The 11578-nt window shown below is 69.1% G+C and carries 19 protein-coding genes; 16 read left to right on the top strand and 3 right to left on the bottom strand.

Translation table 11 applies throughout. The annotated features are described in order from the left end of the window. Positions 1–283: 283 nt before the first annotated feature. Positions 284–610 carry a hypothetical protein gene (locus ACFYPJ_RS07770; RefSeq protein WP_389012109.1) on the bottom strand — a complete coding sequence of 109 codons (327 nt, stop codon included), beginning with the start codon at positions 608–610 and terminating at the stop codon, positions 284–286. Between the two features lie 112 nt (positions 611–722). Between ACFYPJ_RS07770 and ACFYPJ_RS07765 the strand changes: the two genes are divergently transcribed. Then, positions 723–977, top strand: a complete 255-nt coding sequence (locus ACFYPJ_RS07765; RefSeq protein ID WP_389012106.1) for a GntR family transcriptional regulator — start codon at positions 723–725, stop codon at positions 975–977. On the opposite strand, the gene ACFYPJ_RS07760 is transcribed toward ACFYPJ_RS07765, so the two are convergent. Beyond that, on the bottom strand, positions 935–1498 hold the full coding sequence (locus ACFYPJ_RS07760) for a GNAT family N-acetyltransferase (protein ID WP_389012103.1): 564 nt from the start codon (positions 1496–1498) through the stop codon (positions 935–937). The two genes, ACFYPJ_RS07765 and ACFYPJ_RS07760, sit on opposite strands and share 43 nt — an antisense overlap. Then, positions 1495–2277 (bottom strand): GntR family transcriptional regulator, encoded by a 783-nt coding sequence (locus ACFYPJ_RS07755; protein WP_389012100.1) that lies wholly within the window; start codon positions 2275–2277, stop codon positions 1495–1497. Before ACFYPJ_RS07755 ends, ACFYPJ_RS07760 begins: the two co-directional genes overlap by 4 nt. Before the next feature lie 421 nt (positions 2278–2698). Between ACFYPJ_RS07755 and ACFYPJ_RS07750 the strand changes: the two genes are divergently transcribed. From ACFYPJ_RS07750 to ACFYPJ_RS07680, 15 genes are all read left to right on the top strand, one after another. Then, positions 2699–3151: a hypothetical protein gene (locus tag ACFYPJ_RS07750; protein WP_389012097.1), complete on the top strand. Its 453-nt coding sequence runs from the start codon at positions 2699–2701 to the stop codon at positions 3149–3151. 103 nt (positions 3152–3254) lie between these two features. Beyond that, positions 3255–3446 carry a hypothetical protein gene (locus tag ACFYPJ_RS07745; protein WP_389012094.1) on the top strand — a complete coding sequence of 64 codons (192 nt, stop codon included), beginning with the start codon at positions 3255–3257 and terminating at the stop codon, positions 3444–3446. A gap of 97 nt (positions 3447–3543) precedes the next feature. After that, entirely contained in the window at positions 3544–3750 is a 207-nt protein-coding gene (locus ACFYPJ_RS07740; RefSeq protein WP_389012091.1) for a hypothetical protein, read from the top strand. A 128-nt stretch (positions 3751–3878) separates the two neighbouring features. Beyond that, positions 3879–4148 carry a DUF6284 family protein gene (locus ACFYPJ_RS07735; RefSeq protein ID WP_389012089.1) on the top strand — a complete coding sequence of 90 codons (270 nt, stop codon included), beginning with the start codon at positions 3879–3881 and terminating at the stop codon, positions 4146–4148. Next, the gene (locus ACFYPJ_RS07730; protein ID WP_389012086.1) at positions 4148–5797 is read left to right on the top strand and encodes a hypothetical protein; all 1650 of its coding nucleotides are present in this window, start codon (positions 4148–4150) and stop codon (positions 5795–5797) included. The genes ACFYPJ_RS07735 and ACFYPJ_RS07730 overlap by 1 nt, the downstream gene beginning before the upstream one ends. Then, positions 5797–6144: an RRQRL motif-containing zinc-binding protein gene (locus ACFYPJ_RS07725; protein ID WP_389012084.1), complete on the top strand. Its 348-nt coding sequence runs from the start codon at positions 5797–5799 to the stop codon at positions 6142–6144. The genes ACFYPJ_RS07730 and ACFYPJ_RS07725 overlap by 1 nt, the downstream gene beginning before the upstream one ends. A 1-nt stretch (position 6145) precedes the next feature. Beyond that, positions 6146–6478 carry a hypothetical protein gene (locus ACFYPJ_RS07720; RefSeq protein ID WP_389012081.1) on the top strand — a complete coding sequence of 111 codons (333 nt, stop codon included), beginning with the start codon at positions 6146–6148 and terminating at the stop codon, positions 6476–6478. Further along, positions 6475–6651 (top strand): pRL2-8, encoded by a 177-nt coding sequence (locus tag ACFYPJ_RS07715; protein ID WP_389012951.1) that lies wholly within the window; start codon positions 6475–6477, stop codon positions 6649–6651. The genes ACFYPJ_RS07720 and ACFYPJ_RS07715 overlap by 4 nt, the downstream gene beginning before the upstream one ends. A gap of 300 nt (positions 6652–6951) precedes the next feature. Next, a complete protein-coding gene (locus ACFYPJ_RS07710) occupies positions 6952–9129 on the top strand; it encodes an FtsK/SpoIIIE domain-containing protein (RefSeq protein WP_389012078.1) in 2178 nt (725 codons plus the stop codon). A gap of 236 nt (positions 9130–9365) precedes the next feature. After that, a complete protein-coding gene (locus tag ACFYPJ_RS07705; protein WP_389012076.1) occupies positions 9366–9875 on the top strand; it encodes a hypothetical protein in 510 nt (169 codons plus the stop codon). A gap of 12 nt (positions 9876–9887) precedes the next feature. Next, on the top strand, positions 9888–10559 hold the full coding sequence (locus ACFYPJ_RS07700) for an XF1762 family protein (protein ID WP_389012073.1): 672 nt from the start codon (positions 9888–9890) through the stop codon (positions 10557–10559). Next, on the top strand, positions 10556–10708 hold the full coding sequence (locus tag ACFYPJ_RS07695; RefSeq protein WP_389012070.1) for a hypothetical protein: 153 nt from the start codon (positions 10556–10558) through the stop codon (positions 10706–10708). The genes ACFYPJ_RS07700 and ACFYPJ_RS07695 overlap by 4 nt, the downstream gene beginning before the upstream one ends. Beyond that, the gene (locus tag ACFYPJ_RS07690; RefSeq protein WP_389012068.1) at positions 10705–11001 is read left to right on the top strand and encodes a hypothetical protein; all 297 of its coding nucleotides are present in this window, start codon (positions 10705–10707) and stop codon (positions 10999–11001) included. The genes ACFYPJ_RS07695 and ACFYPJ_RS07690 overlap by 4 nt, the downstream gene beginning before the upstream one ends. A 16-nt stretch (positions 11002–11017) precedes the next feature. Then, positions 11018–11179: a hypothetical protein gene (locus tag ACFYPJ_RS07685; protein WP_389012065.1), complete on the top strand. Its 162-nt coding sequence runs from the start codon at positions 11018–11020 to the stop codon at positions 11177–11179. Between the two features lie 14 nt (positions 11180–11193). Then, positions 11194–11499, top strand: coding sequence for a hypothetical protein (locus tag ACFYPJ_RS07680; protein ID WP_389012062.1), 306 nt, complete (start codon positions 11194–11196; stop codon positions 11497–11499). Positions 11500–11578 lie beyond the last annotated feature (79 nt).

The raw sequence follows: 11578 nt of genomic DNA, 5'->3' as shown, positions 1-11578 counted from the left end.
GTCAACACCCGAGCCCGGGTGAGACAGAGTGGAGAAAAGCGGAGAATTCGACTCTGCACGCCTCCAGAATGACGAAAGGGTCTGTGATCAGCATTGCTGCTGGTCACAGACCCTTTCGGTCATGTGGCGGCGCCAGGATTCGAACCTGGGAAGGCTGAGCCGGCAGATTTACAGCGGGCCGTACCTGCCTCACCTGACCTGGCCGAATGGGCCACCGGCCCCCTCTCGGGGGACACCTGGGGGAATCGCGAACTCAGATCACCTCGCGTGATGCGCCTTTCCGCTACGCCGGAAAGGGTGACTCCCACTCGCCGCACTCCTCGTAGGCCGCAATCCTCTGCTTCTGGCTCTCCACGATGTTCAGTAAGTCCGTCAGGCTCTCGATGAGACGGCTGGCCACCCACCGCGACTCACCTGCCGTCAGCCTGCTGTCCTCCCCGACCATCGGCCGAGCCAGCTCGACGATCACGGCTGCTGTCTCCACCTGCTGACTCTCTATCCGGTCGGCCAGCAGAGACAGCGGTGTAGCGGTGCCGTCCGTGACCAGGTGCGCCGGTTGGCCTTCCGGCCCCTTCCAGGGCAACAGCCGTACATGACTGGGCTGACTCACAGTATTCAGCTCCTCCGTAGCTGTGGCCACGCCCATCGGACCGATATCCACCCGGTCAGGGGGCGTTCCTTGGGTCGAGCGTACGCGCATACGCGTATACGCGGTCGCCTGAATGCGCGTACTCGCGGATGCTCGGTTCATGGATCTTGACCGCAGCAAGCCCGTATGGCCCCAGGTTGCTGCTGAGCTACGCAGACGGCTGGACGCCGGCCACTACCCGCCCGGCGACAGGTTCCCTGCTGTGGTGGTTCTCGCTACGGAACTTGACGTGGCTCCCTCTACCGTCCAGAAAGCCGTAGCGGCTCTCAGGGAAGAAGGACGGATCTACACCGTCCTGGGCCAAGGATCATTCGCCTCCAAGCCATAGAGACCCCGGCCGTCCGTGCCGTACCCCGTCGCACGTTGGAAGAGAGCGCCAGATCTGCGGTGCGGAAGATCCACAATGCGGAGGAGCGTGAAGCCCGCGCCCTTGTAGAAGCGGTGCAAGCCCGGGTTGTCCTTCCACGCGTCCAACCGCAACCATCGCTTTCCCTGCGCCTCCGCACGCTCCGATGCCCAGTCCAGCAGCATGCCGCCGACGCCTACGCCGGCGGTCTCGCGCGTCACAGCCATCCGGTGAACGTAGAGGGCCGTGTCCGGCCGATCGGCCGGAGTCCAGAATTCGGGGTCCGCGAAGTCGTCCAACTGGACCGTTGCGATCGGCTTGCCGTCCTCGAACGCGAGGAAGCACACCCCCCTCTCCAAGGCCGCCGTGATGCGGTCACGGTGTGGCGGGTACTGCCATTGATCGATGCCGCGCGAGGCAAGCCAGACAGATGCCTCACGCAGCAACGCTTCCACGGTGCCCAGTTCACCGGGGCGGCCGGCGCGGATGAGTAGGCCTTTCATGCATCCTCGTTCGGCGCTTCGCGCTCTCGCTCGTAGGAGATCACGTGCCGGTCACCCGGGAGAACGGTCACAGCGACTCGCACCGGCTCTCCCTCGGCTGTGTGGCCAGTGACGACGTGTACCCCGACCGGCGTCCCGGGACCCAGGTCGAGCCGATGAACCTGCTCGGGGGTAGGCATTCTGATGTACAGCTCATCCAGCGCTCGCACCTGCCGGTACCCGAGTTCGGCTAGAACCTCGTTGGCGCCACGAGTGATGTCCTCCGGGCGCATGATCTCCGAGTCCCGTACGAGGGCGAGCGGGAAGTAACTGTCATTGATGTTGAACGGCTCGCCGTCGAGGTAACGCACACGCTTCCGCACGGCGGCCAGTTCGCCCGGCTCCAAGCGAAGTCGCTTGGCTACATCCTCCGGTGGTTCCACGATGGCCACCTCGATTTCCTGCCGTGGCTCGCGCCCCTCTGCCGAGTACTCGGTCATGAAAGCGTCCATCTCTGGCGAGTACGGCCGCTTCCGGAACTCCGCTTGAGGGCGGAACACCATCGGTCGGCGGCGCCGGACAAAGTGACCTTGCGGACGCGCCGAGATAACAAGCCCCTCGTTCACGAGCTGGGCGAGCGCTTTGCGCACGGTCTCCCGCGATACGCCGTACTGATCGCGTAGCTCTGCCTCCGTCGGAAGCTTCGCCTCTGGTTCAAGCTTCCCGGACGTGATCTGCTCCCGCAGCGCGTCCGCAATCTGCTGATACATCGGGTTTCGTCCGAGACGAGTCACTGTCATGCCTCCCATGGAAGCCGCTCACCGGCTCCATTGTCTAGTCAATGCTGCCAATGCTCTTGCGATCCGGTCACCACTCTGCCAACATCCTGCCTGTAGCCATTGTACGGACAATGGCTACAGCACCTCGGGCGTCCTGTGCCTTTTCAGGGCTGCACGTGGTGAAGGGGCCCGGGACAGAGCGGGCCGAGGGCGCACCCGACCCTTTGCACTCGGGAGGGCTTAGACCGAAAGGTCACGTCTCCATACGCCTACAACGAGGTCATGCCGCGCTACCTGATACGGGCGAGGCACCCCCGAAGGAGACAGCAAAACGTTCAATCTCCGCAGCTCATCGCTGCGGTCGGTTGCCTCCGCTGCTCGTCTCGTACGAGCAGCGCTGAGGGGAGCCGGAGTACCCCCCATCTATCTCTCAGGAGTGCTTGTGTTTGCAACGCTGATCGCCGTGTTCGGCACTCTTGCCGGGACGGTCGTTGCCGGGATCTTGCAGCACGTCAGCGCCACGCGGAGCGCCCGGCAGTCCACTGCCGAGCAGCGCCGTGCGGCTCTGGCCGCGGCGATACCGGCACTGCTCGGCGCGCTGGTCCGCCACCGTGAGCAGCAGTACCTGAAGATCGTGGCCCGCCGTGAGGAACGGGCCGACAGCCCGGAGGCGCGGCAGGCCCGCTACGCGGCCCGCTCAGCGGTCACCAGCGCCATGGACACGCTCCACATGGCCACCCGGGACGGTGACCTGCTCGCCGTCGCTCAGGATGCCGTCGATACGGCGATGGCCCTGGGGGATGTCCCCGAGTCCGAGTTGGACGCTGCTGGGCTGCGGGCCCGCCAGGCGCACACCGCGCTGCGTGAGGCCGGTGCCCGCCGCCTGTACGCCTGACCCGCTCCCCACAGCCCCGGCAGTCAGCCGCGAGGGCGCCGGATCGGATCCGGCCCGGGGCACGCACAACCATCCCATTCCTGATCATCGAAGGGGGCCCGTCATGGGTCTGTTCAGCCGCCACGACGTCAGCACCGAGAGCGACGCCGACCTGTTGCAGGGGCTTGACCTGGCCGTGGAGATCGCTCAGGACGGCCGCGAGAGCGGCAACCGCAAGCGTGAGGCTGGCGCGCACGCCGACATCAACAACCGTCTCGATGAGGTCGAGCGGCGTGGACTGTTCGGCCGCCGCTGATCTGCACCACAGCCCCGGCAGTCAGCCGCGAGGGCGCCGGATCGAATCCGGCCTGGGGCACGCACCGCGACCCGAAATCCATCCGAGAGGAACCCTGATGGGCCTGTTCAGGAAGACCCCCGAGGAGAAGGCCGACATTGCCGCCCTGCGCGACGCGGACGCCGCCCTCCACGCCAACCAGCGCCGCGAGAATTCCGCCGGGATCGACTACGAGACCCCGGAATACCTGCGGCTCAACGAGGCCGCGAACGAGGCCGCCGCGAAGGTGTCGGTCTGGCGCGGGGGTACCAAGCACTGTCGCTGACCGACCGACCAGGCGCAACCTGCCGCACCGCTCGGTGCGGCTTCCACCACCTAACGGCGCGCACCCCCGAAGCGGCAACTTCGGGGGCGCTGTCGGGCCGTTCACCCTGCTGAGGAGAACCACGACCCATGGAACACATCGTGACTGTTCAGGACACTGTTACCGCGTTCGCCGACTGGATCGAACCGACGGCTGCGGAACTGGACGCGATCGAGGAAGAGATGCCGCTGATCCTGGCGGACGTCGACCTGATCGACGCGCAGATCATCGCCCTGGACCGCACCCCGAACGAGCTGGACACCCGCCGCACGCGTCGGGCCCTGGCCCGCGTGCTGGCCGAACGCGCGGTGCTCGCCAACCGCACCGCCACGGAGAGCCTGCCCGGGGGTGCGGCGTGATGCCTTCCTGGCTTCCGGGCTTTCCCTCCGGGTCCTGGTCGTGGGTGGTGCCGCTGGCCGGTGCGGTGCTCGCGCTCTCGCTGGCAGCGTGGATGGTGGGACGGCTGCGGAAGTCGTCGTGGCTGTCCGGGATCGGCCCGCAGGCCATTGTCGCCCTGGGGGGCGTGGCGGTCAGCGTGCATGGTCTGTGGGGATTCGCCACTCAGACCTGCGATCTGCCCACACCGCTGGCGGCGGCGTTCGTCGCGGTGTTCGACGCGGCGGAGATGACGCTGCTGGTCATGATGTACCGGGCGGCTGATCCTGATGCCGGGTGGACGCGTGAGCTGCGGCTGATGCACCGCACGGCGTGGATGCTGGTGTCGTTCTCCGCGGCGATGAATGCGGTGCACGCCCCGAACTGGTGGGCGCGTCCGGTGCTGGCTGCCGTGCCCGCGTTGGCGGCGTGGCTGATTGAGCTTCAGCTGCGCAGCAAACTGCATCACATCAGGTCCGGTCAGGACGATGAGGCGGCCGGGCGGCCGGGTCCGGCCCGGCTGGTGGCGCTGCTGTGGCAGCACGCGTGGGCGGAGCTGTTCGCTCTGCTCGGGCTGGACGCGCGTACGTCGTCGTCGGCCATCGCGCGGGCCGCGATGGTGCAGCGGGCCGCGTTGCGTGTCTACCGGCTGCGCCTGGCCCTGGACGCGGGCAGGGTACGCCGGGTGCGCCGCTGGCGCCGCAAGGCTCAGAAGGCGCTGGACCGGGCAGACGTGGCCACCGACCGGGAACAGGCTCTCGCGCTGGTGCGCCGCCTGGCCGCGCTGACCCGCGCGGACGAGGTGGCCACCCTCGACTACCGGGCTCCCGCCGCGGTCCTGGCCCTGATCGAAGGTCTCGCGGTGACACCTGCCGTGGAACGCCAGGAGGCATCCACACTCACGGCCCAGGCCGAGGACGCGCGGCAGCGCGCGGAAGCCGCGCAGCAGGAAGCCGAACGCGCGCGGCAGCAAGCGGAGACCGCGCGGCAGCGCGCGGCAGACGAACTCGCCGCCGCGCGGGAGGGACTGGAACAGCTCCGCCGGGAGCAGACCGCGCTGCTGGAACAGGGCGACGACGCGACCGGCCGCGCGGAGTCCGCGCGGCAGCAGGCCGAGGACGCGCGGCAGCGCGCGGACGTTGCGCGGCAGGATGAGCAGGCCGCACGCAAGCGCGCGGACGACCTTATCCAGCAGGCACTGCAGCAGGTAGAGGCCAAGCGTCAGCAGCTCGACGCGCTCACCGGTCAAGCCCAGCAGGCACAGGCCGCCTACCAGACCCGCGCGGGAGAGCTGAAGCAGCTCAACGGCCGGATCACCGAGGCTCAGGCACTGTATGAGCGGCTGCGCGGGGACCTCGCCAGCCTCCACCCGCAGGCCCCCGAAGGAGTCCTGGACGGCGCAGAGGGTGTGTGGAAGTCACCTGCCAAGCAAGGCGGCTGGACCTATTACCTGCGCGCTCTGACCGCCCCGGGCGGACAGGAGCCGACCGCCCCAGAACTGGCTGAGCGGTTCGGGGTGGACCCCGGAAACGCGCGGAACTGGCTGCGGGACTTCCGCGCCGCGCGCGCCGCGCAGCTTGCCGCGCAGCCGCGCGCCCTCACTGGCGCCAACGGCCACGGGATCAGCGGCTGATGCGGGCCATCCCGGTCTACCGCTGGCGCCTTGCCCCGGAAGGACTGGCCACCATCCGTCAGCTCCGGGCCCGCGGTCTACGCCCGGGTGGTCAGAGCGTGGCCGCTCAGTTGGAGCGGCCACGCCGCCGGCGCCCGCCGCTGGTCGCCTACCTCTACCGCATCGACCAGGCCAAGCCCGTACGCCCCATGACCCCCGCCAAGTGGGCGGCGCTGGGGCGGGCCAACACCGCTCGCCGCACCTGCCCGCAGTGCTGCCGGGATGCGGGCTATGTCATCCCTCCCTCGCTCGGCACGTGCGTGCCGTGCACCTACCCCGACCCGCACGGGTCCGAAGGGACTGCCTGAGATGGGCAACTCCGAGATCCGCCGTCTCAACCGCGAGATCATCACAGCCGAACGCAAGCTGGAAGCAGTCCGCGAGGGCGAGTTGTGGCCGCTGACCGGGGCGGAGAAGCGCAAGGTACTGACCGCGCTCGCCGGCGGCTCCCGCAGCATCTTGCGGGGCGACAGCACCTCCCGCGCCGAAAGCAGGCTGGACCGGCTGTCGGACCAGATCGAAACCCGTCTTCAGACCGAGCTGCGCGCCCTGCACACCGAGCGGGAGACGCTGGTCCGCGAGGACGCCAAGACCAAGGCCAAGAACACGGCCGCGGGCAAGAAGTCGTCCGGGTGGTGGTGACCGTGACCCGGCAGGACACGCCGCCCGGCCAGTGCCCGCAGTGCTGGCAGCACGCCCACGACCGGCGCGCACACCGCCACCTCCGCCCCCGCGAGGACTGCCCGCAGTGCGTGGACCACATGGTCAACGGCTGCCCCTACATCGTGCCCAAGAAGAAGTCGAGTTGGTGGTGACCATGTGCCGTACCAGAGGCACGGCCAAGCCCGTCCTTCACTCCCACTTTCATTGCCCGGACTGCGGACCACTGGTGTTCGGCGTCACCCGCGCTATCTGTGGCCAGGTGATCCCCGCTCCGGTCGTCGGTGACGGCCCGAGCCGCAAGTGCCCGCCGTGTAAGGCCGCACTGCACGCCCACAAGGCCAGCCACCGCCGCTGACCTATCGCCCTGCCCCCTGCTCGCGCTGCTGCCGAGCGGGGGCGGATGCGCCCCCAATCTTCCGCCCCTGTCCGGGGCATTCAGGAGACCTCCCGTCATGACCGAACTCGCCACGGAAGACACCACCGTGGGAACCGTCCACCGCCTCGACGACCACCGCCCCGCCCCCGCCGGCACGGCACCGGTCGACCTCTCCAAGCCGTCCCTGACGTCCCTTCCCACAGGCGCCGACGCCCCGGCCCCTGGTGAGGCAGTCGACCGGCCCGACAATCCGCTGGCCGACTGGCTTGCCCTTCCCGACACCGATGTCCTGCCGGCCTGGGCCCGGTCCGGGACGTCCGTGATCGCGAATGTCCGCGCGTTCGGCAGGCTGTCCTGGTGGCACACCCGCTATCACGGCTTCCGCACCCCGAAGTACCTGTTCAAGACGGTGCTGCTGGCCGCCCGCGGCTTCTACCGGGCCGCCGCCGGCCTGTGGCCCACCCTGTCCGCGCAGGACCACACCGCGGCGGTCAAGGCCCTGCGCGCACAGGCCAAGGCCAAACCGGAAGACGTCGAGCTGGCTGTCCGGTTGCAGGCCGCGCACTACGCCCGTACCCAGACACGTCGTTGGCGGTTCGGGGCCGCCGCCGTCGCGGTCACCGCCGCCGCCGTCGGTATCGCACTGGCCCCGCCGCTGCTCCAGGCCGGAATCGGCGCGGCCGTCGTCACGCCCCTGGCCTACCTCGGGCGGGGCAAACAGACGCGGCTGCTGGACCAGGCCGCGCCCCCGTTGAAGGTGGACATGTCCGCGCAGCAGCTCAACGACGCGCTGCGGGCCGCCGGCCTCCTCAAAAGCGGCAGCGGCAAGGACGACAAGGACGCTCCGAAGGTGCATTGCACGATGGGCCCGGTCCGGGACGGCCGTGGCTGGGCCGTGATCTTCGACATGCCCCGCGGCGGCGGCAAGACCGCCTCCGACGTCCTCGCTAAGCGTGAGGTCATCGCGCAGGAACTCGGGGTGGATGAGATCCAGGTCATCATGTCCCGCGTCCGCGCGGCCAAGGGCGGCAACGCCGGCCGTGTCTCGATGTGGGTCGCCGACGATGACCCCTACCTCGGTCCGCTCAACCCGTCCCCGCTGCAGAAGGCGGAGAAGTTCTCCATCTGGGAGCCGGTGCCGTTCGGGCAGGACGCCCGCGGCAACCGGGTGGCGGTACCGGTGATGTGGCAGTCGATGTTCTTCGGCGGTCTGCCCCGCCGGGGCAAGACGTTCTCCCAGCGCCTGCTGACCGCGGCCGGTCTGCTCGACGCCTACGTGCGGCACTACGTCGCCGACGGCAAGGGCGGCGCCGACTGGATGCCCATGAAGGCAGTCGCCCACCGGCTCGTCATGGGGGCCGAGGACGACGCGATCGAAGCGTTGAAGGCCATGCTGAAGGAGCTGCTGGCGGAGATGGAGCGGCGGTTCGCGCTGCTGCGGGACCTGCCCGCCTCGGTGTGCCCGGAGGGCAAACTCACCCCGGACATCATGGTCAAGTACAACCTGCCGGTCATCTTCGTCACCATCGACGAACTCCAGGAGTACTTCACCGCGATGGAACGCGAGGACCGCGACCAGGTCATCGACGACCTGTGCCGCGTCGCCCGCCGCGGGCCGGCCGCCGGGTTCATCTCCAACTTCGCATCCCAGCGCCCCGACGCGGAGTCGGTGCCGCCGAAACTGCGGGAGATCATCACCATCCGCTACTCCACACAGGTCGTCGACCGCACGTCCTCGGACATGGTGCTGGGCAAGGGCAAGGCCGCCCAGGGCGCGGACGCCTCCGTGCTCTCCGAGGACCACAAGGGCGTAGGCGTGCTGGTCACCGGCCCCGCCTCGTTCGTGACCGTCCGCGCCGACTACCTTGACGGCCCCGGGTTCGCCGCCCTGTGCCGCAAGGGCCGCGCCCTGCGCGAGGCAGCCGGACAGCTCACCGGCGACGCGGCCGGCGACGTCACCGCCGCCGCCGACGCCGCCGGCGTGAGCGTGCCCGCGATCGTCTCCGATGTCCTGGAGGTCATGCGGCACTCGCCGCGCATGTTCACCACCGACCTGCTCGCCGCGCTCGTAAACCTCGACGAGGACACCTACGGCGACTTCAATGCCGAACGACTCGCCGCCGATCTGGAGACAGCCGGGGTGAAGCGGACCAGCAAGCAGGTCAAGATCAACAGCGCCAACGGGGCTGGCTACCAGCGCCGCGACATCGAAGCCGCCGTCCCGGCGGAGATCCTTCTCAGCACCGGCAGGTAAAGCCCTCCCCCTCTACCCACCCCCCGCCAAAGACCCCCTCCGGCCGGTGATTCGCGGTCTTGCGCGACCGCTACCGGGTAGAGGGGGCTCTTTACCCCGGTAGAGGGGGAGGTAAAGGCCCCTGACCTGCAAGGTAAGGCCGGTAAAGGGGGCCCGGCGGCCCCCTGCCCAACCCCTCCACAGCCCCGTTTCGAGGGCGTCCCCGCATGCCCAGCCGACCCCGGAAGGGATCCCGCATGTCCCCCGACACCACACCCAACACCACCCGCCCGGACACCGGGATGAGCGACGACGTGGCCACCGCCGAAGCCCGGCGGATCATCAACGAGGCGGCGCGTGACCTGGCCCAGACGCCCACCGCCCACCGCGACACCAGTCCCCTGCCGCGGTACGGCGACACGCCCCCCGTGCCGCAACCCGGTATCCCGCCCATGTCCCAGAAGGCGACCGACGTGAGCAGGCTCATGCTCACCGCCGGGCTGTCCACCGTGCCCCCGGGTCTGATCGCGATCGGTCTGCTCCTGGCCTCCGGACAGGCCGACCCGACCGTCGTCGGCATGATCTGCGCCGCACCCGCGGCCGTCGCCGTGCCCGTCCTCGCCGTCGCCCGACTCCTGCGACGCGCCAAGGACGCCCTGCCCGACGTGCACCACCACCACTACGACGGGCCCGTGTACCAGGACCAGCGCAATCTCCACACGTCGACCCGTGGCGTGTGGGCCAAGACCACCAACCAGCAGGGCTAGGACGGGCGTTCCGTGACTGCACCGCCGAATGCGAAGCGGCTGCACATCCGCCCGCTGAAGTGGAAAGCCGCTTGCGTCTACGTCGATCAACACCACCGCCACCACGACCCGCCGCAAGGGCATCAGTTCTCCCTCGGAGTCCACACTGATGATGGCGCCCTGGTCGGCGTGGCCATCGTGGGCCGTCCCGTCAACCGCAACTTTGACAACGGGCTGACAATCGAAGTCACCCGCGTCGCCACGGACGGCACCACGAATGCCTGCTCTGCCCTGTACGCGGCTGCATGGCGCACCGCCCGCAGCGCGGGCTACCGCCGCGCCATCACCTACACCCAAGACGGCGAGAGCGGCGCAAGCCTGCGCGCCGCTGGCTGGCGCAAGGTCGCTGACCTGCCCGCCCGTTCCGGCTGGAACACCCCGGGCCGTCCCCGTCGCACTCTCGGCACCGAAAACGTGGCCCGCGCCCTGTGGGAGATCACCACCCACGACGCGTCATCCCTGCCCGAACCACGTGACGAAACGCGTAACGAAACCCGCACTCGCGGACGCCGAAACCGCTGCCTGGAGTGCAGAGACCCAATCGCAGCAGCTGCCACGGGACGGCCCCCGCGGTACTGCTCACCCGCATGCCGACAACGCGCCTACCGACGCCGCACCCGCAACCAAACGGAAGGAACTGCATGAGCCCCCGCGCACTGGTCCCGACCGACACCCCCGACCCCAACTGCGCCAACGCGCGCCACGGCACGCCGGACCCGACACCGGACCGCGCAGAGCAAGACGACTGGCGTGTGGGCCAGGACCAGCAACCAGCAGTAACGGAGGACCCGTGAGCTTCACAACGATCACATGTGTCATCGCCGTCTGCGATCTCTGCAAGCGGCGCAGCACCGACAGCGAATACGGCCGCCACTACGAGAGCGCCGACGACGCCACCGCCGACCTGACCGCCGACTACGGCACAGGAACCGCATGGACCCTCACCGGCGACGGGCGGCTGATCTGCGACCGCCGCGACCAGATGCACGACGACCAGCGCATCCCCGTCCGCGGCTGGCACCCCGGTACCAACGCCATGTCCATCACCTTCACCCCCGGCACCCCGCCCCACACCGCCCACCCCTGACCAGGAGGAACACCCCGTGGACATCGACAACATGCGCGACCTGACCCGCAAGGCCCTGGAAACCCGCAGCGACATCGACACCGTTTCGGAGATCGAGGAGGCCCCCTCCGATCAGCGTGTCCTCGGCGCCGAGACCACCGACGGCACCCTCTTCTTCGTCGTCATCCAGGAAATCTGAGAGGCAGGACCCGTATGAGCCCCCGCACCCTGCCCCGTTTCCGTATCCACGTCGACGGCTGGTCACGCCGCGTACTGATCCTGACCGACACCCCCGACCCCCACTGCACGAACTGCGGGGGAGACGGCGGCTTCGAGCACGACTACGGCGACCACAACGGCGAATACGCCGGTACCGAATGGGAGCCGTGCGGCTGCTGGAACGAGAACCGCCGATGGGTCCTGCTGCCCCTGCCCCACCGGCCCCGGTGGCTGCGCCGCCGTGGCCACGGCCGTGACCCGTGGGGCCCCAGCGACTACAGCGACGAACCGCCCTTCTAGCTACGCCAAGGGCGGCCCCCCTTCCGCCAAGAACGCGGGGCCGCCCTTGTCCAGCCAGTCACTCATCAAGGAACTGGAG

It is taken from the genome of Streptomyces sp. NPDC006012 (genome assembly GCF_042871185.1).
In the GTDB taxonomy this organism is placed as follows: Bacteria; Actinomycetota; Actinomycetes; order Streptomycetales; family Streptomycetaceae; genus Streptomyces.
The sequence above is the reverse complement of the archived record's forward strand: the minus strand, read 5'-3'. Positions and strand labels throughout refer to the sequence as shown.